We start from the raw sequence: 23098 nt of genomic DNA on the forward strand, positions 1-23098 counted from the left end.
TGTCCGTTAGTTAGGTTCAAGTACAGCAATGTTACCGATAGGTAACCCTGCGCGTACTGCTGCTGGTCAATCGCGAATGACATCTTGCCATCCTTGATGGCGTTTAGTGCGTCACCCGACATGTCAACAGTTCCGATTACTAGATCTAGACCTAGGTCCTCAGCAGCTGGAAGAGCAGCCTTGGCTGCAATGTCAGCGTTAAGGGCGAAGATTGCGTCGTAGTCGCCAGCGGCTTCTAGTTCAGCTCTGATCTTTGCGGATGCTGCGGTTAGGTCCTGAAGACCACCGTCAAGGTTGAAGTTGACTACGTTTCCGTGAGTCTCCTGTGCTCCCTGGCAACGCTCCTGTAGACCGATGTTTGCAGCTTCCTGGATTGGGCAAAGAATCTTGGTTACACCAAGAGCCTTGAAGCGAGTTCCAGCCTCGCGACCAGCAACGATTTCGTCCTGACCTACGTGGGTGAATGCGCCTAGGTCCCTAAACACTGCCGAACCGGAGTTCATGGTGACTAGTGGAATACCAGCTGCAGCTGCGGCTAGCATGGCACTCGAAATGGCGCCTGGGTCTGGAGCGGATGCGGCAATGGCGTCACAGCCAGCTGCGATTCCAGCTTCGATTGTCTGAGCCTGCTTGGCAGAGTCGTTGATCGATCCCTGGTAGTCAATTTCGATACCTAGGTCGGTTCCGGCCTGCTCGGCACCCTTCTGTGCTACGGACCAGAAGGTACCGCCGTCACCGTGGGTGTAAACACAGATTTTGATGTCGCTTGTTACCGGTGCTGCTGGAGCAGTTGCTCCGTCGTCAGTAGCGGTTGCTGCACAGCCTGTCAGCACGAGTGCTGAGACGGCAACAAGAGCTGCTAGCTTCTTGATGTTCATTGAGATAACCTCTCGTTCTAAAGTTGCAAAACATCGGGATAGGACCCGACTCCCCCCATTATGGCGGTTTGTCCTTACATATAACCACGAATTATGCCAGCCGTTACCAAAGAGATACTTTAGGTTTTGGCCCGAAACCTTCCCCAGCAAACAGCGTAAGTCTGAGGTTCTGGGACCTGACAAAGGTCAGTTTTTGTCAATGCCTTTTGAGATTAGCGTTCAACAATCGTGAACTCAAAAGAGTAGAGGTCAGTTCGATAGCAGTGCCTACCGTACTCGAAAGCAACCCCGGTGTTATCGAAAGCGGTTCGATCCATAGTGAGAACCGGAGAATTCTTGTCGATGTCGAGGAGCTCTGCTTCCTCGACGCTTGCTCGACGAGCTGCAATCGTTTGTTTAGCGACTTGGATGGTAGCTCCCTGGCTACGAAGCCAGTGATATAAACCAGAGCTTGCTAACTCAGTTTCACTCTCCACCAGGTGGGCATATCTTGGGTGCAGCCAGTTTTGCAAAACCGCAACGGGAGTTTTTCCGGCCCCGCGAATTCTATGAAGAAACACAACCTCTTCACCTTGGGCAACCCCCAGGTTTCGAGAAACTGTGGCATCGGCTTTTACATTTTTTAGTTCCAGAATTTTGGTGGTTGGCTTTTTTCCAGAACGGATTAGATCGTCATACAGGGAGGTAAGTTCCATTCCTCTGCTGACTTGACCGTGGACCACCTGTGTGCCGAGACCGCGTCGCCTGACAAGGAGTCCCTGACCCACTAATTCTTCGATGGCCCGTCGAACAGTTGGCCTCGATAAATTTAGCCGCGAACAAAGTGAGACTTCGTTCTCCAAGCGGTCGCCCGGAGAAATTTCCCCGGAAAGAATTGTCTGTTCGATTATTTTCGAAAGTTGAAAGTAAAGAGGTATGGGCGAATTGCGGTCCAGAGAAGAAAAGGCCTCCACCGGCAGAATGATTTCAGTTTTTCTCAATCAACACCCCTAGAAACCTATTTATGTTAGAACAATAGCCCATCGGGATTAGTTTGTTCGCTAGAGCGTGAAGGCCCTTCGGAAAGCCTCCAAGGCCGCGTCGGAGTCGCTTATTGCCCAACCCTCGAGTCCAACAACCCCCCGATAGCCCAGCTCAAATAACCGGCTTGCGATAAAGCCATAGTTGACCTCGCCGGTTCCTGGCTCCATGCGCCCGGGGACATCGGCAACTTGTATTTCACCAATCCAAGGCAAACATTTCTCAACCAGCTCGGTTAGGTTTCCCTCGCCAATTTGGGCGTGATACAAATCCAAATTCATTCTCAGGCCCGGGCTATCTATCGAAGAAACCAGTTCCAGGGTGTCCTTGGCCCTCGCGAACGGTGTTCCGGGGTGGTCAACTTCAAGATTGAGATTCTCCAGGGTGAACACCACATCTTGCTCGAGTGCAAGCTCAGCGAGCCTTTCTAAGGTGCTCTTCGCGGTTGCCCACTCTGCCTCTGTGACCGAATACTTCTTCTTTATTGCCTGTCCATTAGCGTCCAGCCCGGTCCCGTGCAGGTTGAGATTCTTGCAGTTGATTACCTTGGAAGCTTCGATGCTTTCCTTGGCTGTCTCAATCAATCTTTCGATACCGTCGGCTTCTAGGAGATCACCCTCCAGGTATCCGGTCATGGACTGAAAGTATGCGCCGGTTTGAGCAAGTTTCGGTAGGTCTTTGTTTTGCCAATTCCAAATCTCAACCAAGAAATTTTGCTCGTGGATTCGCCCGACTCGCTCAATGAAATCCCTATCCACAAAAAGCATTTCCGCAGACGCGGCTAACGCAAAAGGCTCTTTTCGCATCGAGTGGATCAGGCTTTGATTTCTGTGCCGGTTGCCAGAGGTTTCGTGATTGGACTAAGGATTGCTGCGATGAGCAAGAAGACCAGAGGAATCACAAAGGCGACAAACAGACCGTAGACTTCCCCGAGGCTCCCAAGGGCTGGGCCGACCGTAATCGAAGAAATATAGACCACGGTGATGATCATGTTAATTCTCGCCGGTGCCATGCTCTCATCGTCACCCATTGCGGCAACAGACATTGGAAAGCCCATTGCGGTTCCAAGCCCCCACAGCACCAGACCTAGAACGGGCTGGTTAATAAATTCCTGCGCAATGAAGATAGCGATACCACTTACTCCAATTAGCGCCGAAACCAAAATGGTGTTGGAGCGTCCAATGGCATCCACCACAAACCCACCGAGTAGTCGCCCAAGTGTTATAACAACCCAGAACAGACCAAACAACAAGGCTGCGTCAGAGCCCGAGTATCCGGCTTGGGTTAGAGCAATTGGAACCCAGGTGCCGGCCGACATCTCGGCCATGATGAAGGAGAAACCAACCAGCGCAATTAGGAGGCTACGCTTTTCGCGCCAGACCGCCCTGGTCTGACCCTTAGTTGCCTGGGGTTCGGTGGTTTTCTCATTGCGACGATCTGGTAGCAAGAAGCCCGAGGTGATAGAAACTGCAGCGACCAAAAGGGCTGAGATGAAGTAATGAAGCGGTAATTCGATTCCCTGGTTGATAGCCCAGCTCGAGAAGACTGCTCCCAAGAGCATTCCCACTCCGTAGGCTCCATGGATCGCAGGGAATATGGAGCGCTTTGAGCGACGGTCGGCAGCGTTGCCTTCGTAGTTTCCTACGAAGTCCTCGATGGCCATCGGCATACCGATGGAAATCAAGAGCAGGCTAGATACCAGGATGAAGCCAAGTTCAATCGAGATACCCATACCAATTAGGGCGGCTACCGCCATTGCGTAGCCGACTATGGCAATCAGCTTGGAGCCATACCTTTTCACGAGGAAACTCGCAAAGAAAATACCCAGTAGACCACCAATGGCATAGAGCATTGTGAAAACACCCATCTCCGCAGTGCTCAAGCCTAGAAGTTTCTGAACCTCAGGTCCGCGACTGACCCAGGTTGAGAATAGAAAAGCCCGGGCGAAGAACAGTCCTGCTGAAGCGGTAGACCAGACCAAAATAGACGTTGGTTTTTTTGACACTTACCTTATTCCGCCTTTTCGTTTTCAATGAAGCTCCAAGATACTGCGTGGGTAATCATCATGTGGACGTCTTCGATTCTTCCCATGTTTTCTTCCGGAACGTTTATTTCAAGCTTTGCAATCTTTCCGAGTCGTCCTCCGTCGCGACCCGTCAGCCCAACGGTTCGGACACCAGTTCGATTTGCGTACTCTATTGCCCGAATTACATTCTCTGATTCGCCCGATCCGGAAATTGCAATTACCAAATCATTCGGTCCGAGAAAATTCTTTAGCGGCTCCACGAGAGCATCCGCGTAGCTAACGTCATTGCTATAAGCGGTCAGGGTGGCAATCGAATCGCTCAGACACATCACCTTGAACTTTTTGTCCTTTTGGTAGGAGGCTCCCTTGACCAAATCGTTCACCCAGTGCGAGGCAGTTGATGAACTGCCGCCATTACCCATGGTGAAGATTGTTCCGCCTAGCTCTCTGGTTTCTGTGAGCCAGTCGACAAGGGTTTCAATGGCGGACACATCTAGCTTGGCCATAGCCTCTTTGACCCTGTCAATGTAATTGGGAATGTAATTCAATTTTTTGCCAGCTCTCTAGCTCCGATAAGGACATTGGTATTTCCAAGAGTAGAAAGCTCAATCCTCGAGCCGCTCTCCGACAGTAATCTTGACATGTTTTCTTTCAATAGATTCTCAAGCCTTGGTCCGGCACCCGTAATTCCCCCACCCAAAACGATAAGTTCTGGATTTAGTAAACGAACTAGATGGCCAAGGCCGAGGGAAAGGTTCTTCGAGTAGCCAGTTAGAAACTCATCGTCCGCCAGCAGCCCAACCGCCGGTTGGCCGTAATCTTTTTCCAGCCAGTATCCAGAGCACAACCTCTCCAGGGTTCCAAAATTTCCCATTTCGTCGGCCGGACCAGCGGGGTCGATTACGGTGTGTCCAAGCTCGCCGGCTAGATTCTTGTGTCCTCTAAATACACGTCCGTCAAGAATCATTCCCGCGCCAATGCCGGTTGAGATGGTGACATAGACCAGTGAGCTGAGATTAGAACCCCTTGATACAAATTCGCCAAGCGCTCCAACATTGGCGTCGTTGTCGGCGATTGCTACAACCCCAAACTCCTTTTGGGCCCAATCCGAAAAGCTGAAGCCTTCCCAACCGGAAACGTGAACCGAGCGCATGACCTTTTGGGCTTCAAAGTCAAAAGGTCCACCAAAGCTAATTCCCATTGAACCGAAAGTTTTAGTGCTGGCAAAGCGGCCAAGCTCGGACATAATTTCTGAGGGCCCAGCAAAGTCCCTAGTCAAGATCTCGTGGCGCTGCTCTATTTGATCGGAGCGCGCGACGGCGCATTTGGTCCCTCCGATATCTAGAACGAGCTCATTCACAGCCTTGAGCCTAATGGGAGAGTCGCGTCGTAAACAAAAGTAACGTGGCGACCACCTCGTGGCTTGGATGTTTTGGTAGGGTGAAGAAAAATCAAGTTATTTGACTGGTGACGCAACTTGGCGTGATCGAAAACGGGAAGAATCACGCTCCATGAATTACATAAAATCTAAACTTGCTGTGTCGTTCAAGGGCACAGACCCAAGATATCGCCCAAGGCCATCGGTCAAAGAGGCATTTCGAAGCCCGAAAATCTTGCTACGCGAGGTGCTCGCGGGTCTAGTTGTGGCAATGGCATTGATCCCAGAAGCCATCGCCTTCAGCATTCTCGCTGGGGTTGACCCGAGGGTTGGACTCTTCGCCTCCTTTGTTATGGCAATCACAACTGCAATTCTTGGCGGGCGTCCTGCAATGATTTCGGCCGCAACCGGGGCAGTGGCTCTGGTCATCGCGCCAGTTGCCCGGGACTACGGCATTGACTACTTCCTAGCCACGGTTATCTTGGCCGGTATCTTCCAACTAATGCTTGCGGCCATGGGCGCTGCCAAGCTCATGAGATTTATCCCTAGGTCGGTAATGCTTGGGTTTGTTAATGCACTTGCCATTTTGATATTCATGGCTCAGCTCCCCTATCTAATAGGTGAGGATATTTCGGTTTACGCAATGGTGGCTCTAGGCCTACTGATCATGATCTTTATGCCCCAGATCACAAAAGTTATCCCAGCACCACTGGTTGCCATCGTTGTGGTCTCGGTTGTGGTGATCTGGACCGCCATCAAGATACCAACAGTTGGGGACCAGGGCGAACTACCGGAATCGCTTCCCGAACTTCTAACTCCAAATGTTCCTCTGACGATGGAAACTTTCAACATCATTGCCCCCTTTGCTCTAGCAATGGCTCTTGTTGGCCTGCTCGAGTCTTTGATGACCGCAAAGCTTGTTGACGAAATCACTGACTCACACTCCCAGAAAACTCGAGAGTCATTTGCTCAAGGGGTGGGCAACATCATCTCGGGCTTCTTAGGTGGCATGGGTGGCTGCGCCATGATTGGTCAAACCATGATTAACGTCAAAGCTTCCGGTGCAAGAACTCGAATTTCAACATTCATGGCCGGTTTTTTCCTTCTTGGACTGGTTGTTGGGTTGGGTGAGATTGTCGCCCAGATTCCGATGGCTGCTCTGGTTGCGGTGATGATCATGGTCTCGATTGGAACCTTTAACTGGCACAGCATCAAGCTTTCAACTCTCAAAAGAATGCCAAAGAGCGAAACTCTGGTCATGGTCAGCACCGTTGTGATTGTGGTTTGGACACACAACCTAGCTCTCGGGGTAATAGTTGGCGTTATCGTTGCGATGATGTCGTTCGCAAGAAGAGTGGCGCACTTCGCCAATGTGACAAGAACCATAGGTGGAGCAGACGACATTTCGGCAGCCCTATACACAGTTGAGGGAGAGCTATTCTTCGCTTCTAGTAATGACCTAACCACCTTGTTTGAGTACGCCGACGATCCAGAAAACATCGTCATTGACTTGTCAAATTCCCATGTTTGGGATGACACAACAATCGCCGCGCTAGACAGTATTCAAACAAAATATGAATCTTTGGGAAAGACGGTTTACATCAAGGGGATGAACGAGGCTTCCAAAAAACTACACACCAAGCTCGCTGGGAATCTAGGTTCAGAGTGATAGGCCGGGGCCTGAAATGAGTTTCTGATTCAGTAAGTTCCTTGTTAGCCTGAAAAACATGGCAGATTACTCACTCGTAGAATCAATGGATCCAGGCATCAAGAAGCTGATGGATGACTACTTCGACGTCATGCACTTCCAGAACATGGAGCTTTTTGACAAGGTCTTTCATAGAGACTGCACCCTTTACTCAGCCCAGGGAGGCGAGCTCTCCCTTCGCCCATACAAGATCTACCGCGAGCAGGTGGCTAATAGAAAATCCCCTAGCGAGCTGGGGGAGTCTCGTAATGACAAGGTTTTGATGATTGATCAGGTGTCAGACACCCTGGCGGTTGTTAAGCCACAGCTGACAATGTTTGGTGGCCTGATGCAGGATTACCTGAACATTGTGTTTCTAGACGATCAGTGGTGGGTCATGGCAAAGATGTGGGAAAAAGTAGGCGACGCCTAAGAGGCTTACTTTTTTACTTCTTTACAAACCTCAAAGTCAACGGGTACTTGAAGTACTCACCCTGGGAGGTTTTGTAGGCGGCGACAATTCTAAAAATCAACCAGATAAGCGGCGGCACCCATAGCAAGACGATTCCGATAATTGTGACTGCTAGCGCAACCACGGCAATCAACATCGTGATTCCAAAGTTTAGAGACTCGCGAACGTGGTGAGAAATAAACGGACCCTTGCCGTTGAACAACAGGTAGCCAAGCACCGGAGCAAAGAACTCAAAAGGTATGCCAAGAAGGTGTGTGGCTATTGACCAGACCTTTTCGGACTGCGGGGACATTGGCTCATTTGAGGCGTAAGGGTTTGGGGTTGTCATAAGACCGAGTTTAGCTCGCCTATCAATGGTGATTATTTCTTGATGGCTTTTATAACTAGGTCAGTGATTGCCTTTTTGTTGGCTGGAGTGAGCTTTGTTATTGCAAAAGATGTTGCCCACATCGAACCTTGATCAAGCTTCGCGTTCTCATCGAAGCCAAGGGTGCCGTATCTCGTTCCCCACTTATCAGCACTCTGGAAAAAACAGATCAACTTTCCGTCCTTATAGTAGGCAGGCATGGAGTACCAAGTCTTCGCTTCAATACTTGAATCAACTGATTTGACGAGTTTGTGTATTGCTTGCGCAAGCTCTCTGTTCTCAGGCTTCATGAGGTTCCATTTGGCCTCAACTTCTGCTTCGCCTTTTAGGCCTTTGGCTGCATTCTTAAGTTCTTGAGCCCGTTCCTTGATGGCCAGCTTCTCGGCAGCGGACATCCCATTCGCAGTTTTTGTGCTTTTTGTTGATTTGGATGGCACTTAGAGCCCCTATCGTGTTTCTTCCCACTTGAATCAGATTCCATAGGCCAGCTTAACGCCGAGAAGACTCGGCTTGACAAGCGAGTCAGCCCTGTTTGTGGGCAATAATTTGAAAAGTAGCTTTAGATTTCCCAAGAGGCCAAGGCGTTACCTCTAGGGTGGAAAGCAAGGCTACAAATAGGAGGCACCATATGGCCAAGAAAACCAAGACACCAAATCAACAAATTGATGGTCTGCGCAGATACAACGTCATCGCAGGCTTTCTGCACCTCATCCAGGCTGCAGGACTCTCATACGTTCTGACTTTGCTTGATAACCAAATACTTTTCCCTGCAACGATTGACTATCCGACTGGCCCTCCGGGAGTTCCAGTTCCACCAGAGCGCGTTGAGCTATTCGATGTAAACATCGGAGCCGGCGTAGTTGGATTCTTGTTGCTGTCAGCTTTTTTCCACTTCTTAATTTCATCACCCCAGTTCTTCCCTCGCTACAAGGCGGGTCTAAAGCTAAACCACAACTACTTCCGCTGGGTTGAGTATTCACTCTCCTCATCGGTAATGATTTGGTTGATCGCTCAGCTAACCGGAGTTTCTGACTTCGCGGCTTTGGCCGGTATCTTTGCCGTCAACGCTTCGATGATCTTCTTCGGTGCTCTGCAGGAGAAGTATGAGACCCCAGGAAACGGCAAGGGATTGCCGTTTATCTTTGGTTCCATGACCGGTATCGTTCCTTGGCTAATCATTGGGTTGTATACCCTGCAGCCAGGTAGCGAAAGCGCAGCCGAGATTCCTGGATTCGTATACGGCATCATCTTTGCGTTGTTCTTCTTCTTCAACACCTTTGCCTTCAACCAGGCGTTCCAGTACAAAAAGGTTGGTCCTTGGAAGAACTACCTATACGGTGAGGCAACTTACATCACCCTGAGCTTGGTAGCTAAGTCAATCCTTGCTTGGCAGGTATTCTCTGGAGCCATCATCCCGGCGATTGTTGGCTAACAGAATGTGATTAGCTTGAAGGCCCCAGTCGAAATGACTGGGGCCTTCAAGCGTCTTTGTCCTGTTGTCGCCTACATACTCAGCAACACAAGGCTTGAAGCCATAACAGCCATGCCACCAATCAACCCATACACGGTTAGGTGACCGCGGGATGAGTTTCTAGCGGTTGGCAGCAATGTGTCGATGGCCAGGAACACCATGACTCCGGCAACCATCGCGAAGATGATCCCCAAAACAAAATTATTTAGGAACGGCGCCAAGATCAGGTAGCCAATTACAGCACCTGCAGGTTCAGCAAGACCAGATAGGAAGCTCAGGCGAAAGGCTTTGCTCTTGCTCTTGGTCGCGTAGTAAACCGGAACCGATACGGCGATACCCTCCGGGATGTTGTGCATGGCAACTGCTATTGCTAGAGCGATACCGATTTCAGGGTCATCAAGAACCAGAAGGAAAGTTGCAAGCCCTTCGGGGAAGTTGTGGATGGCGATCGCCAGAGCAACAAAGACCCCCATCCTAAGAAGACGTTTTTGTTCGATTCCAATCTCAGAAAGAGTCCCGGTTGGTTCGTTCATTAGCTCGACCCGGGTGTTCTCGTGTGGGTTAGCCCCCGAAGGAACCACGGCATCGATAAGCGCCATAAGGACCATCCCGCCGATTAGGGCGGCAGCTGCGAGTGCTGCGGCATTCACATCGCCCGTTTCTGAGGCAATGTAGCTAGAGGCTTTGGGCAGGATCTCGGCAAAGCTCAGGTAAATCATCACACCGGCTGAAAAGCCCATCGACAGCGCGAAGAAGGCCTTGTTGGTTGTCTTAGACAAGAAAGCAATAGCCGAACCGATACCGGTTGCAAGGCCAGCAAACAGCGTGACCGTGAAGGCCAAGATGATTGCGCTGTCCATGGGGATTGCCTTCCTTGTCTTGACTTAGGCTACTGGGACTGAGAGTGAGATTTTAGGGGATGAAAAAACCGGCTAACAGCAGTTAGCCGGCTGTTTCAAGTTGTTCAGGTTAGCTCTTGCTTCCGCAACCACAACCGTCTTTACTGCAATTGCAATCCATCAGATACCTTTCTTAGAAGTCCCAGTCGTCATCGGTTGTTGCTTCGTGCTTACCGATCACGTACGAGGATCCAGAGCCAGAGAAGAAGTCGTGGTTCTCGTCGCTGGATGGGGATAGGGCGCTCAAGATTGCAGGGGAGACCTGGCAGTCATCCTTCGGGAACAGTGGCTCAAAACCCAGGTTCATTAGAGCCTTGTTGCCGTTGTAGTGAAGGAACTGCTTCACGTCGTGAGTAAGGCCGATCTCGTCATACAAATCAGCTGTGTACTTGATCTCGTTTGCGTATAGCTCGAGCAGAAGGTCATAGGTGTAAGCCTTTAGCTCTTCCTGACGAGCAGTTGTTGACTCGTTGTATCCAAGCTGGAACTTGTAGCCAATGTAGTAACCGTGAATGGCCTCGTCGCGAATGATCAAACGAATCAAGTCTGCTGTGTTTGTCAGCTTCGCCCTTGAGGACCAGTACATCGGTAGGTAGAAACCGGAGTAGAACAAGAAAGACTCCAACAAAGTTGAAGCAACCTTGCGCTTTAGCGGGTCATCTCCGTTGTAGTAGCCAAGGATAATTTCTGCCTTCTTCTGAAGATACGGGTTATCTTCTGACCAGCGGAAAGCCTCATCGATGTCTGCTGTTGAGCAAAGGGTTGAGAACACGCTCGAGTAGCTCTTGGCGTGAACCGACTCCATGAAGGCAATGTTGGTAATAACTGCCTCTTCGTGCTGAGTTCTGGCATCAGGCATCAAGCTCATCGAGCCGACGGTTCCCTGAATGGTGTCTAGCATGGTCAATCCCGTGAAGACGTGCATGGTTAGCTTCTTCTCGTGCGGGCGCAAAGTGCCCCAAGACTGGATGTCGTTAGAGATTGGGACCTTCTCTGGCAGCCAGAAGTTCTGGGTCAGTCGGTTCCATACATCTAGGTCAACTGAGTCTTCAATCTTGTTCCAGTTGATTGGACGGGTGATGAGCTTGGTTGCTAGTTCCATGATTTATTGTCTCTCTTCCTAGAGCATGCAGCTGACACAGTTTTCGACTTCGGTACCCTCGAGGGCCGCCTGACGAATACGGATGTAATAGATGGTCTTGATGCCCTTGCGCCATGCGTAGATCTGGCTTCTGTTGACATCGCGGGTGGTTGCAGTGTCCTTGAAGAACAAGGTCAGTGACAGACCCTGGTCGACGTGCTGGGTAGCAACGGCGTAGGTGTCGATGATCTTCTCGGTACCCACCTCGTAGGCGTCCTCGTAGTAGTCCCAGTTGTCCTGGTTCAGGAATGGGGCTGGGTAGTAAACCCTTCCTAGCTTTCCTTCCTTTCGAACCTCGATGCGAGATGCGATTGGGTGGATGGAGCTAGTTGAGTTGTTGATGTAAGAGATGGATCCGGTTGGTGGAACAGCCTGAAGATTCTGGTTGTAGATACCGTGCTTCATAACTGACTCTTTCAGAGCCTTCCAGTCATCCTGAGAAGGAATCTGGATGTTGCTCTTTCCAAAGAGCTCCTTTACCTTCTCAGTTGCCGGTGCCCAGACCTGGTCAGTGTACTTGTCGAAGTATTCTCCGCTTGCGTACTTCGAGTTCTCGAAGTTGTGGAAAGCGCTCTTTCTTTCGATGGCAATCTTGTTGGAAGCCTTGATTGCGTTATACACAACGGTGTAGAAGTACATGTTGGTGAAATCAAGCGCTTCTTCGGATCCGTAGTGGACGTGCTCTCGGGCCAAATAACCATGCAAGTTCATCTGACCTAGGCCAATTGCGTGGCTCTTGTGGTTTCCATCGGAGATAGAGCGAACCGACTCGATGTCTGACATGTCAGACACGGCAGTTAGGGCACGAATGGATGCCTCAACTGTCTTGGCAAAGTCAGGTCCATCCATTGCCATGGCGATGTTCATTGAGCCTAAGTTGCAGGAGATGTCCTTACCGATGTTGTCATAAGAAAGGTCGGCGTTGTAAGTGGTTGGGGTGTTTACCTGAAGGATCTCAGAGCAAAGGTTTGACATGTTGATGCGGCCCTCGATTGGGTTCGCACGGTTCACGGTGTCTTCATACATAACGTATGGGTAGCCGGACTCGAACTGAAGCTCCGCGATGCGCTCGAATAGCTCACGAGCCTTGATCTTGGACTTGCGGATGCGTGGGTCATCAACCATCTCGTTGTACTTCTCGGTCACAGAGATGTCTCCAAATGGAATGCCGTAAACCTTCTCGACGTCGTATGGGCTAAAGAGGTACATGTCCTCGTTGTTCTTAGCTAGCTCCATGGTCACGTCTGGAACAACAACACCAATAGAAAGTGTCTTGATACGAGTCTTCTCGTCAGCGTTCTCACGCTTGGTGTCTAGGAATCTCAGGATGTCTGGGTGGTGAGCGTTTAGATAAACAGCTCCCGCTCCCTGACGAGCACCTAGCTGGTTGGCGTAGGAGAAGCTGTCTTCTAGAAGCTTCATCACCGGAATGATTCCGGAGGACTGGCCTTCGATCTTCTTGATTGGAGCGCCATACTCACGGATGTTGGAAAGGGAAAGTGCAACACCGCCACCGCGCTTTGATAGCTGAAGGGCTGAGTTGATTCCGCGAGAGATTGACTCCATGTTGTCTTCGATGCGAAGAAGGAAGCAGGAAACGAACTCGCCGCGCTGTTTCTTTCCACAGTTCAAAAATGTTGGGGTGGCTGGCTGGAAACGGCCTGAAATCATTTCCTCAACCAGGCTGGTGGCTACGGTCTCGTCTCCCGCTGCCAAAGTTAGGGCAACCATTACCACGCGGTCTTCGAAGCGCTCTAGGTAGCGAGTGCCATCGAAAGTCTTTAGGGCGTAGCCGGTGTAGAACTTGTAGGCACCCATGAAAGCCTCGAAGCGGAACTTCTTTGAGTAGGCAAGTTCTTCTGTGGCCTTGATGAACTCGAAGGAGTACTGGTCAAGGATTTCCTTTTCGTAGTACTCGTTCTCAACCAGGTAGTCGAGGCGCTCCTTGAGGGAGTGAAAGAACACGGTGTTCTGGTTTACGTGCTCTAGGAAGTACTTACGAACGGCTAGCTTGTCTTTTTCAAGCTGTAGCTTCTCGTCCTCACCCCACAGGTTGATCATGGCGTTGAGGTCCTGATAACTCATTGCGGACTCAACTCCAGTCTTGCCTAGGAGGTTTCCTTGATCGTCAGCGATCTCTACGAGTTGGTTTGCCACAGCTGGGCCAGCCTTTCTTTAACTTCGATTACGTCTTCCGGAGTTCCAGTGATTTCGAATTTGTAAATCAATGGAACACCGAGCTTGGTGGCGACAATGTCGCCGGCTTTGCAGAAGTGACTACCAAAATTGGTATTGCCCCCGCCGATTACCGCTTTTATGTGCTTGCGGTTCTCTGGATTGTTCAGAAACTTTATGACCTGCTTAGGAACAGTAGATCCGTCGTTTCCGCCCCCATAAGTAGGTACAACTAAAACGTTGTCCCTTTCGTATACAAACTGGGCTGCTTCCTCGGACTTTAGGGGGATCCGAATGGCGTTGGTGCCTAGCTTGTCTACAAATCTTTTTGTGTTCTCTGAGACGCTCGAGAAGTAAACCAAATCGAACACCCGCGCGAACACCCGCCTATTTTTCTAGGCGCTTAGTGCTTGGATTTTTTCCATGCGGAAACCACTCCAGTGGTCTTCGCCGGAAACAACTACTGGAGCTGCTGTGTAACCCAGGGTCTTTACCATTTCTAGTGCAACCGGATCCTGGCTCATGTCTACTTCTTCGTAGTCAACATCAATGCTCTTTAGCATGCGCTTGGTGCTGTCGCACTGGACGCAGGATGGGAGCGTGTAAACGGTTACTGACATCTGGTGGTTCCTCCTGAAATACGGGGCAAAAAGCCCCTGTTTTGAGCTAAATTCGTGAAATTCTCTCGAAGTTCGGATTTCCTACATTAGCACTAAACCACTACATCTAGTACCGACACGGAAAAAACTTCACTTATTTAGTTATTTTTAGTTGTAATCCGAAGACTAAACCTTAACTTGAGGCTTCTATCAGCTCATTCTCAGGCGTGTCGTCAAGATTGTCCAAAAGTCTCAAAAAAGGTCTAGCTCGGGGTCTTATTTTGTGGCTAGCCACCGACATTTGTGCACACATCCCACACTCAGTAAATAGGTCTAGGTTAGGAGAAATGGAACAATTCTTTGACCTCATTGGTGGCCTTCCTCTCCACCCCCTTTCTGTACACGCTGCTTCAGTGTTGATACCCCTCTCGGCCTTGGCCCTTTTGGTGCTGGCCCTGGTCCCCAGATGGCGAAAGAGCTACCTACTACCAACCGTCGGTGCCCTCGGGGTGTCTGTGGTTTTGTCCTTCATCGCTAAAGAGTCTGGTGAGGCCCTTTCGGCCAGGGTCGGCACCCCTGCCGAGCACCAGGCACTGGGAGACATTTTGCTTCCGGCTTCGATCGGGTTGTTGGCCCTTGGAGTCGCACTTTACTTTTTGAATAAATCAAACACCCCTAGATGGACTCTCCAGGTTGCCAGCGGTTTCGCAAGCGTTGCGGTAGTTGGCGTCGTTGTTCTGTCCGTTCTTGTTGGCCATTCTGGAGCCGAAGCCACTTGGGGTAATCGCTTAGCCGCGACTCAAGCGCAAGAACTGCAACCACCCGCAGGCTCTGATCAGGGGAGTATCGCAGATTCAGGAATCACTGTTGCAGAAGTTCTCTCACATAACAGCGCTTCAGATTGCTGGAGTGTTATCGATGGCAATGTTTACGATCTCACCAGTTACGTTTCTACCCATAAAGGCGGAGCCGGCGTTATCGAAGCCATCTGCGGTAAGGATGGAACAAAGGCCTTCTCCGGTGAGCACGCTGGTGCACCCGCACCGGCTACCGATCTTTCCTCCTTGCTTGTGGGCCCTCTAGGCGTAGCTTCAGCATCGGGCGAAACTTCTATGCCGACCGACTCGGTATACACGGCCGCAGAAATTCAGAACCACAACAAGAGCACTGACTGCTGGAGCGTAATTAATGGCGAGGTCTATGACCTCACTTCATATGTGAAGGACCACCCGGGAGGGGCGAGCCTAATTACCGCCATCTGCGGTAAAGACGGGTCCGCCGCTTTTAGTGGTGAACACGCTGGCGAGAAACAACCTAAAAACATTCTTGCTGCCTTCGCAGTGGGGACCCTAGTGTCCGGAACCACACTCCCAGAAGCTGTCGTCCAATACGACGAAGACGACGATGAAGACGAAGACGAAGACGAAGATGAGGACGAAGACGAAGACGAAGATGAGGACGACGACGAAGACGAAGATGAGGACGACGACTAGCCTCCAGTCGAGCCGTCATTTTTCTCCGAGCCACTCCCAAACTGACTCTCCACCACTTTTTTTCTTTGGAATAATTCCCTGGCACATTAGGCTTATTCACAAATGGCCATTCAAAGACGAGAGCTAATAGCTGGAGCCATCGCGCTCGCTGGAATGCTTTGGGCTGGACCGGCTGCCTTTGGAAACGAGATAAACCTCGGCAGGGTCAACCAGATCCGGAGAAAAACAGCCAAGAACTTCACCTCCGGTGGAACCCGAATCTTGGTCTATCGCCGAACCGCAAGGAAGTTTTCTGGCTTTATAGCTAGCTGCCCAAGCGATCAGACCAATCTGACCGCCGCCAATGTGCGCGGTGGCAGAATTACCTGCCCATCCGATAAAAGTGTCTTTCGCGCCACCAACGGCCGACGAGTTTCAGGTCCGGCCACCACAAACTTAGAGCGAGTGCCCATCAAAGTTGTCAACGGCTTCCTGGTTGCAACAATCGGTGCCGCAGCTGGAAAGGCCCCAACCGCAAACCAGCTTGTCGAGAGCTCGAAGGTTCCAGTTGGTGGGGGTATCAAGGTTGAGTCAACAGCGGGTGTGCTGATAATTGTTCAGCCCACCAGAGGAAATTTTTCTGCCTTTTCAGCAATTTGCACACATGCCGGTTGTGAAGTGAGCCGCGCTACCGAAGAGGCGATTATTTGCACCTGTCACGATTCCAGGTTCTCAACATCCGACGGTGATGTCATCTCCGGTCCTGCTGGAAGACCGCTTAGAAACTTTGCAGTCGTTGAAAGAAACGGAATGCTGTTTCTTCGCTAGCACTTAAGTAATTTCCCAAACCACTTCTTGCCGTACCCTTTGACTTATGAGCGATCTAACTGCAGTCGGAGACAAAGACAACTGGATTTGTTGGCTCTGCGACAAAGCCGTTGATCAAGACGCATCAGTGAATTCAGATCTTGGACCCAGTGTTGACAGCTTCGCTGCAACCAGGGTCAAAAAAGGTGCAGCTGCAGTTGAGCGCATAGCTCACAGGCAGTGCAACACAATGAAGGGCAAGATAGCCCCCGTGGTCCCATGGTCCAAGGATGTCTTTGTTGTTGATCCATCGCCCATCTTTGAAACCGTAGAGCGCCTTCGCAAAAAAGGAGGCAGGGAAATCATCGCTCGATGCCCGGGGGAGCAAGAAGCTAACGAAGCCTCCGAATGGTTACTCGATCGACTTTCAAGACTCGCCCCGGAGCTCTCTTTTGAAACTCAGGTGAGTTCCGGTGGTGGGCAGTTTGTTTTGGCCCTAAAGATTAGTTAGTAATAGGAAAATGACGATTCGATTTCACTCATGCCAGTAATGCCAATGTTTCCGCTCGGATCTGTTTTGATGCCAGCGATGCCACTTCCCCTTCGAATCTTTGAGCCCAGGTATCTGAAACTTCTGGGCGATCTAGTCGCCGAAGAAACTCCTGAGTTCGGAGTTGTGTTAATTGAACGAGGTCAAGAAGTTGGCGGCGGCGAAAAGCGCATGGACCTCGGAACAATTGCCTCGGTGACCGATATCGGAACCTCGGAGGACTACTACGGTTTGGAATCGGTTGGCTCAAGGCGCTTTCGAGTAAACGCTTGGTTGCCAGATGATCCGTACCCGATTGCCGATATCGATTTTCTTCCAGATCTGATTTGGGATGACACCCTTATGCCCTCTAGGGTTCACCTGGAAACAAAAGTGAGGCAACTGCTTGCGTTCGCAAGCGAGTTTGGAGACCTTCAGTACTCATCCGATGTTGAGCTAAGCGATGACCCGATGGAGGCCTGCTGGCAGTTGGCCGGGGTGTTGCCGGTGGGGCAGCTCGATCAGATGGACCTACTCGGTTCGCAGTCAGCCGAGGAGCTAATCAAGCGAACCTACGAGATTGTGACAAGTGCCGATGAGACCCTGAAGGCCATGATGGACCAGATGGGTCAATCAGGTGACTCAGGCCCCGTAGGCTAGGCCCCGAAAACTGAGGGGCATTTGTCCCAATGGGGAGATAAGTTGTAGCGTTAGCTCCAACCTCAATAAAAGGGTAGGTATTTGGCACCATCCAGATAAGTGCAACTCGAGCTGGTTCAGTCTTGCCCAATCGCAAACATCCAAAAGATAGCGGTAACGTTTAGGGAATCTAGAGACCTAGATTCCAGTTGAAAAGGTATCTAATAAAGGAGTAGCGTGGCGCTAATCGGTGTAGTCCTAGAGCAGCAAGGCGAATCTCGCGTTGCGGCAACCCCCGAAACTGTCAAGGTAATAAAGTCCTTAGGTTATGAAGTCCTAGTTGAAAAAGGCGCGGGAGCCAAGGCATCTTTCCCGGACTCAGCCTATGAAGCAGCTGGAGCCAAGATCGGCTCAGCTTCTGAGGCCTGGGGTGCAGACATTGTTCTAACCGTTAGCGCACCAGCAGATTCTGAAATCAAGAAGCTCAAAAAAAGCGCAATCCTGGTTGGAGTTCTAAGCCCAGCCCTAAAGCCTGAACTGCTTGCAGCCCTTGCCGCCCAGGGCGTCACAGCACTGGCGATGGACGCAGTCCCAAGAATTTCTCGTGCGCAGTCGATGGACGTGCTTTCCTCGATGGCCAACATCGCAGGATACCGGGCGGTTGTTGAAGCAGCTCACGAATTCGGTCGCTTCTTCACGGGTCAGGTCACAGCAGCTGGAAAAGTTGCCCCTGCAAAAGTTTTGGTTGCCGGTGCCGGTGTTGCAGGTCTTGCAGCAATTGGTTCAGCTTCGAGCCTCGGTGCGATCGTTCGTGCCACCGACCCAAGACCAGAGGTTGCGGATCAGGTTAAATCAATTGGTGGCGAGTACCTGGCAGTTGAAGTTGAAGAGAAGATGGAATCAAGCGATGGCTACGCTAAGGAAACTAGCAAGGCCTACGAGCAAAGAGCTGCGGAGATGTATTCCGAGCAGGCAGCCGATGTTGACATCATTATTACGACCGCTTTGATTCCAGGAAGACCTGCTCCAAAGCTGATCACAGCAGAAGATGTTGCTCTAATGAAGCCAGGAAGCGTCATCGTCGACATGGCGGCAGCCCAGGGTGGAAATGTTGCAGGATCTGTTGCCGGAGAAAAAGTTGTCACCAAAAACGGTGTCACCATCTTGGGATACACCGACCTTCCCTCACGCCTGCCGGCACAGTCCTCACAGCTTTACGGCACGAACCTTGTGAACTTGCTGAAGCTTCTAACCCCAGCCAAGGATGGCAAAACCGTCATCGACTTCGAGGACGTAATCATGCGCTCGGTCACAGTTGTCAAAGACGGTGAAACCACCTGGCCGCCACCGCCGGTCCAGGTCTCGGCGGCTCCGGTTGCCAAGGCAGAGCCCGTTGCGATGCCGGAGAAAAGGAAGATGTCTGGAAAGACCAAGGGTGGACTGATCGCCGTTGGCCTAGCCGCACTGTTTGGAGTTGTTTCCCTAGCGCCTGCTCCACTGCCGCAGCATTTCTTGGTATTGATGCTCTCTGTGGTAGTTGGGTTCTACGTTATTGGTAAAGTTCACCACGCCCTTCACACACCTCTTATGTCTGTGACCAACGCCATCTCGGGAATTGTTGTGGTGGCGGCGATCTTGCAGGTCACCGATACCATCTTGTTGGTTCAGATCATTGCCTTCTTTGGAGTATTACTTGCAAGCATCAACGTCTTTGGTGGTTTTGCAGTCACCTCTCGAATGCTCAAGATGTTCACGAGGGGAGATAACTAATGACCGCTCAAGCCGTTGCTAACGCAGCCTATGTTGCTGCCGCCCTCTTGTTCATCATGAGCCTTGCAGGCCTTAGCAAGCACGAGACCGGAAGAACCGGTATTCGATACGGAATTGCCGGAATGGCTATCGCCATGACGGCAACTGTTTGGCTGACCCTCTCGAGTGAGTGGACGCAGTCCACAATGCTTGGTGCCGGCCTACTGGTTGCCGCTCTAATCATTGGTGCAATCATCGGTCTGTGGCGAGCGAAAGTCATCGCCATGACCGGCATCCCAGAACTCATTGCACTGTTTCACAGCTTTGTGGGTCTAACCGCTGTTCTGGTTGGTTGGAATGGAGCGCTGCACGCCAAGGAGCTAACTCCAACTCTTGCAGCCGTCCACAGCACCGAGGTATTTATCGGTGTCTTCATTGGCGCCATCACCTTCACCGGATCGATAGTTGCCTATTTGAAACTCTCGGCAAAGATGTCTTCCAAGCCACTGATTCTTCCGGGTAGAAACCTGCTGAACCTTTCGGCACTTATTGTTTTTGTTGTTCTTACTGTGGCCTACGTAATCACCCCGGAACTTGGACTACTTATTGCAGTCACCGTCTTGGCGCTTGCTCTTGGATGGCACCTGGTTGCTTCTATCGGTGGCGGAGATATGCCGGTGGTTGTTTCAATGCTCAATAGCTACTCGGGCTGGGCAGCTGCGGCAACCGGATTCTTGCTAAGCAACGACTTGCTGATTGTCACCGGTGCCCTGGTTGGTTCATCGGGTGCGTACCTTTCATACATCATGTGCCGTGCGATGAACCGAAGCTTTATCTCGGTTATCTTCGGAGGCTATGGAATCGAAGCACCATCGACAACCGAAGAAGAAGTCGGAGAGCACACCGAGATAGATGCAACGGCAGTGGCGCAGTTGCTATCGGAAGCCAAGTCGGTAGTTATAACACCGGGCTATGGCATGGCCGTAGCGCAGGCTCAGTACCCGGTTGCTGAACTTGCCAAGAAGTTGCGCGAGAAGGGTGTTGAGGTTCGCTTCGGTATTCACCCGGTTGCAGGAAGACTTCCAGGACACATGAACGTACTTCTTGCAGAAGCCAAGGTTCCCTACGACATCGTTCTAGAAATGGATGAGATAAATGAGGACCTTGCTGGCACAAATGTTGTTTTGGTTATTGGAGCTAACGACACCGTGAACCCGGCAGCAACAGAGAATCCATCAAGCCCGATTGCCGGCATGCCGGTACTGAAGGTCTGGGAAGCTGAGAACGTGATTGTCTTTAAGAGATCGATGGCTTCTGGTTACGCCGGGGTAGCAAACCCACTGTTCTATAAGTCAAATGCCAAGATGCTGTTTGGTGATGCCAAGGATAAGGTCAACGACATTCTCAAAGCTCTATAGCCTTAAAAAAGAGAGGATTCCAAAATGAATTTTGGAACAGCACTGAAGGCTTTTTGGTCTAACTACACAAACTTCAAGGGTCGTGCTCGAAGGTCCGAGTATTGGTTTATTCAACTTTTCTTGGTTCTAACCAATCTGGCAGCAGCACCAATTGACTTGGCCCTAATGGATGGTGACGTTGACCGCTTCATAGCTAACGGCGGTGGCGGAATTGTTGGACTGATCTGGATTCTCGTCACAATAGTTCCCGCGATTGCTGTTCTAATCAGACGCCTTCACGACACCAACCGAAGCGGTTGGTGGGCACTTATTGGCCTTGTTCCACTGGCTGGAGCGATTGTGCTTTTGGTGTTTACGGTTGAGGATTCAAACAAGGGCGATAACAGGTACGGAGCATCGCCAAAAGAGGCAAGCCCTTCGGCGTGATTCACCTTTCTCCCCAAAAGTCGCTTAGTTCGTTGGTTTCTTGTAGCGTTGCAGTGTGAAAGTTGACTTCAAAAAAGAACTCAAAGAGCTTTACAACCCGAAAGCGGGTTCCTTCAGCTTGGTTAAGGTTCCCAAGCTCCAGTACCTAATGGTAGACGGGCAAGGGGACCCAAACAAAGTCATTGAGTACCAAGAAGCTGTCGAGGCTTTGTTCTCGGTTTCTTACACCCTGAAATTTCGAAGCAAGAATGAACTTGGAAAAGATTACGTAGTTCCTCCCCTGGAAGGGCTCTGGTGGTCTGATGACTTTGATGACTTTAGATCAAGACGCAAAAACAAGTGGTCTTGGACAATGATGATTATGTTGCCTGACTGGCTGGGCAAAAAAGAATTCAAAGAGGCGGTCAGCACCGTTAGCTCCAAGAAGCCAGACATTACAGTTGACAGGCTCAGACTCGAAACACTTAGTGAGGGTCTGAGTGTCCAGATAATGCACATCGGTTCTTACGATGAGGAGACCCCCACGCTATTGAGGCTTCACGATCAATGGCTTCCTGAAAACGGCTTGAAGGAAAGACTGAAGCACCACGAAATATACATTGGTGACCCGAGAAAAACTCCTGCTGCAAAACTTAGAACTATCCTGCGGCAGCCCGTGGAGAAAATGTAAAAACAGCAATTTGGCGGAGAATGCTTGATTCGCAGTACCGCTCTGTTGCCCTCATAAATACTGGGGTTAGGGTTTGAGAAATTGCTTTCTACGCCATCTCTTTACGCCAAGTTCCTAGATTTAGACCTTCGAGAGTTGATTGCAAGGAAACCTAACACAAGCACGGCACTTACAAGTAGGACAACCAGGCTTGTGATTGTTAGTGATCCTGGTGATGAGAATGGCTCAGCTCTGAGTGCTTGCCACGTCACAATTCCAACAAATCCCAAATAAGTGAAATTCCCAATGAGTAACGTCGGAATTCGAAGTGCCACAGGTAGTAAATAGGAAAGAACAAGCAAAGCTACAGCAACTTGAATTGAGTGCAACCCGAAGAAGTGACCGACCCTGAGATCTCCCGCCACTGTGCTCCAACCAAGAAAAGGAAGACCCGGACCGCCGTCATTGGTTCCAACGCTGTGAGCTCCAGCGATTCCTTGGAAGTTTGCCAACTGGTTTGCAGTGGGGCTGGTCATAAGAAAAGCTAAGCCCATTCCTATAGCAGTGTTTAGGCTGCCCAGCCCAAGCCCCAATCGAACTGCAAAAACCTGAGATTTGTCTCGAATTATTAAGACGCTCAAAATCACAGTCGCGATCAAGACCATTGAAATGAAAGTTGCCATCAATGACCAGATAGTGATTGCCAGCGGCGACGAGACATTGAAATGACTTGTCTCGCCAAACCCAGCTACCGCAGTAATCAGAATCAGCTCAATTGCAAGCGATACTGCAATTACCGACCCTGCCAAACCAACCCTACGCGAGCTCTTATGGATAAATGAACTCAGCCAGGAGTAGGTGATCCCAAAGATTGCTGCTGATAAAAAGAACTTGAGTGGCTTTTCCCAAATCGATGCACCACCAAGATCTCTAGGGTCAAAAATCCAGAACGGCACAAGCACTAGTGCTGCAGCAACAGAAACCACGGCTAACCCAAATAGGGGTTTTGTGTGTTTTAGTCGGGATAGTTGAAATAGGTCACTGCGTTGCATGTCTTGACTCCTGGCATTTGATTGTGAATGCACAAGCACCAAATCTAGGCGAAATTCCCTATCTAGGCGAAATTCCCTCTCAGAAGTACCTGCGAAGGCTCTAAATCAAGGGAGTTGCTGGCGGAGAATGGGGGATTCGAACCCCCGAGGGCTTTCACCCAACACGCTTTCCAAGCGTGCGCCATAGGCCACTAGGCGAATTCTCCAGGTGTTGATCGGGTAGACAACTCTCTTGAGTTTAGTA

At 50.6% G+C, this 23098-nt stretch carries 25 protein-coding genes and 1 tRNA gene; 11 read left to right on the top strand and 15 right to left on the bottom strand.

All coding sequences use genetic code 11. From position 1 onward, the window contains the following. The 6 genes from WAO31_RS06305 to WAO31_RS06330 form a co-directional block, all read right to left on the bottom strand. A partial coding sequence (locus WAO31_RS06305; protein WP_509591581.1) for a substrate-binding domain-containing protein occupies positions 1–878 on the bottom strand: 878 nt, incomplete at its 3' end. 212 nt (positions 879–1090) lie between these two features. Beyond that, positions 1091–1858: a GntR family transcriptional regulator gene (locus WAO31_RS06310; protein WP_509591583.1), complete on the bottom strand. Its 768-nt coding sequence runs from the start codon at positions 1856–1858 to the stop codon at positions 1091–1093. A 60-nt stretch (positions 1859–1918) separates the two neighbouring features. Next, positions 1919–2704 carry a TIM barrel protein gene (locus WAO31_RS06315; protein WP_509591585.1) on the bottom strand — a complete coding sequence of 262 codons (786 nt, stop codon included), beginning with the start codon at positions 2702–2704 and terminating at the stop codon, positions 1919–1921. Positions 2705–2712: 8 nt separating this feature from the next. Next, positions 2713–3903 (bottom strand): MFS transporter, encoded by a 1191-nt coding sequence (locus WAO31_RS06320; RefSeq protein WP_509591587.1) that lies wholly within the window; start codon positions 3901–3903, stop codon positions 2713–2715. A 5-nt stretch (positions 3904–3908) separates the two neighbouring features. After that, entirely contained in the window at positions 3909–4472 is a 564-nt protein-coding gene (locus tag WAO31_RS06325; RefSeq protein ID WP_509591589.1) for an SIS domain-containing protein, read from the bottom strand. After that, on the bottom strand, positions 4469–5284 hold the full coding sequence (locus WAO31_RS06330; protein WP_509591591.1) for an ROK family protein: 816 nt from the start codon (positions 5282–5284) through the stop codon (positions 4469–4471). Before WAO31_RS06330 ends, WAO31_RS06325 begins: the two co-directional genes overlap by 4 nt. A gap of 151 nt (positions 5285–5435) precedes the next feature. Between WAO31_RS06330 and WAO31_RS06335 the strand changes: the two genes are divergently transcribed. Both WAO31_RS06335 and WAO31_RS06340 read left to right on the top strand, forming a co-directional pair. Beyond that, positions 5436–6971 carry a SulP family inorganic anion transporter gene (locus WAO31_RS06335; RefSeq protein ID WP_509591593.1) on the top strand — a complete coding sequence of 512 codons (1536 nt, stop codon included), beginning with the start codon at positions 5436–5438 and terminating at the stop codon, positions 6969–6971. 58 nt (positions 6972–7029) lie between these two features. After that, on the top strand, positions 7030–7422 hold the full coding sequence (locus tag WAO31_RS06340) for a nuclear transport factor 2 family protein (protein ID WP_509591596.1): 393 nt from the start codon (positions 7030–7032) through the stop codon (positions 7420–7422). A gap of 13 nt (positions 7423–7435) precedes the next feature. Here WAO31_RS06340 and WAO31_RS06345 read toward each other — a convergent pair whose 3' ends face one another. Then, a complete protein-coding gene (locus WAO31_RS06345; protein ID WP_509591598.1) occupies positions 7436–7789 on the bottom strand; it encodes a DUF4870 domain-containing protein in 354 nt (117 codons plus the stop codon). A gap of 32 nt (positions 7790–7821) precedes the next feature. Then, the gene (locus WAO31_RS06350; RefSeq protein ID WP_509591600.1) at positions 7822–8265 is read right to left on the bottom strand and encodes a hypothetical protein; all 444 of its coding nucleotides are present in this window, start codon (positions 8263–8265) and stop codon (positions 7822–7824) included. 191 nt (positions 8266–8456) lie between these two features. Here WAO31_RS06350 and heR point away from each other — a divergent pair, with 191 nt between their 5' ends. Continuing rightward, positions 8457–9260 (top strand): heliorhodopsin HeR, encoded by an 804-nt coding sequence (heR, locus tag WAO31_RS06355; protein ID WP_509591602.1) that lies wholly within the window; start codon positions 8457–8459, stop codon positions 9258–9260. Positions 9261–9331: 71 nt separating this feature from the next. On the opposite strand, the gene zupT is transcribed toward heR, so the two are convergent. The 5 genes from zupT to nrdH form a co-directional block, all read right to left on the bottom strand. Further along, entirely contained in the window at positions 9332–10159 is an 828-nt protein-coding gene (gene zupT, locus WAO31_RS06360; RefSeq protein ID WP_509591604.1) for a zinc transporter ZupT, read from the bottom strand. 172 nt (positions 10160–10331) lie between these two features. Further along, entirely contained in the window at positions 10332–11300 is a 969-nt protein-coding gene (nrdF, locus tag WAO31_RS06365) for a class 1b ribonucleoside-diphosphate reductase subunit beta (RefSeq protein WP_509591606.1), read from the bottom strand. A gap of 18 nt (positions 11301–11318) precedes the next feature. Next, positions 11319–13424, bottom strand: coding sequence for a class 1b ribonucleoside-diphosphate reductase subunit alpha (nrdE, locus tag WAO31_RS06370; RefSeq protein ID WP_509591629.1), 2106 nt, complete (start codon positions 13422–13424; stop codon positions 11319–11321). A 53-nt stretch (positions 13425–13477) separates the two neighbouring features. Further along, positions 13478–13897, bottom strand: coding sequence for a class Ib ribonucleoside-diphosphate reductase assembly flavoprotein NrdI (nrdI, locus tag WAO31_RS06375; protein ID WP_509591607.1), 420 nt, complete (start codon positions 13895–13897; stop codon positions 13478–13480). Positions 13898–13909: 12 nt separating this feature from the next. Beyond that, entirely contained in the window at positions 13910–14134 is a 225-nt protein-coding gene (gene nrdH, locus WAO31_RS06380; protein WP_509591609.1) for a glutaredoxin-like protein NrdH, read from the bottom strand. Between the two features lie 326 nt (positions 14135–14460). Here nrdH and WAO31_RS06385 point away from each other — a divergent pair, with 326 nt between their 5' ends. The 8 genes from WAO31_RS06385 to WAO31_RS06420 all read left to right on the top strand — a co-directional run bounded on the left by WAO31_RS06385 (position 14461) and on the right by WAO31_RS06420 (position 21823). Next, entirely contained in the window at positions 14461–15606 is a 1146-nt protein-coding gene (locus WAO31_RS06385; RefSeq protein ID WP_509591611.1) for a cytochrome b5 domain-containing protein, read from the top strand. A 102-nt stretch (positions 15607–15708) separates the two neighbouring features. After that, positions 15709–16413: a Rieske 2Fe-2S domain-containing protein gene (locus WAO31_RS06390; RefSeq protein ID WP_509591613.1), complete on the top strand. Its 705-nt coding sequence runs from the start codon at positions 15709–15711 to the stop codon at positions 16411–16413. Between the two features lie 46 nt (positions 16414–16459). Beyond that, complete coding sequence (locus tag WAO31_RS06395; protein ID WP_509591614.1) at positions 16460–16903, top strand: hypothetical protein; 444 nt, start codon at positions 16460–16462, stop codon at positions 16901–16903. A 30-nt stretch (positions 16904–16933) separates the two neighbouring features. Next, positions 16934–17581: an LON peptidase substrate-binding domain-containing protein gene (locus WAO31_RS06400; protein WP_509591616.1), complete on the top strand. Its 648-nt coding sequence runs from the start codon at positions 16934–16936 to the stop codon at positions 17579–17581. A gap of 216 nt (positions 17582–17797) precedes the next feature. After that, positions 17798–19330 carry a Re/Si-specific NAD(P)(+) transhydrogenase subunit alpha gene (locus WAO31_RS06405; protein ID WP_509591618.1) on the top strand — a complete coding sequence of 511 codons (1533 nt, stop codon included), beginning with the start codon at positions 17798–17800 and terminating at the stop codon, positions 19328–19330. Then, positions 19330–20727, top strand: a complete 1398-nt coding sequence (gene pntB / locus WAO31_RS06410; protein WP_509591620.1) for a Re/Si-specific NAD(P)(+) transhydrogenase subunit beta — start codon at positions 19330–19332, stop codon at positions 20725–20727. Before WAO31_RS06405 ends, pntB begins: the two co-directional genes overlap by 1 nt. A gap of 24 nt (positions 20728–20751) precedes the next feature. Then, complete coding sequence (locus WAO31_RS06415) at positions 20752–21153, top strand: DUF805 domain-containing protein (RefSeq protein ID WP_509591622.1); 402 nt, start codon at positions 20752–20754, stop codon at positions 21151–21153. Between the two features lie 55 nt (positions 21154–21208). Then, positions 21209–21823: a GyrI-like domain-containing protein gene (locus WAO31_RS06420; RefSeq protein WP_509591624.1), complete on the top strand. Its 615-nt coding sequence runs from the start codon at positions 21209–21211 to the stop codon at positions 21821–21823. 101 nt (positions 21824–21924) lie between these two features. On the opposite strand, the gene WAO31_RS06425 is transcribed toward WAO31_RS06420, so the two are convergent. Further along, positions 21925–22887, bottom strand: coding sequence for a hypothetical protein (locus WAO31_RS06425; RefSeq protein WP_509591627.1), 963 nt, complete (start codon positions 22885–22887; stop codon positions 21925–21927). Positions 22888–22972: 85 nt separating this feature from the next. Next, positions 22973–23060 (bottom strand) — tRNA-Ser (locus WAO31_RS06430). Between the last annotated feature and the right edge of the window lie 38 nt (positions 23061–23098).

This window comes from Rhodoluna sp. (assembly GCF_049276775.1).
Lineage (GTDB): Bacteria > Actinomycetota > Actinomycetes > Actinomycetales > Microbacteriaceae > Rhodoluna.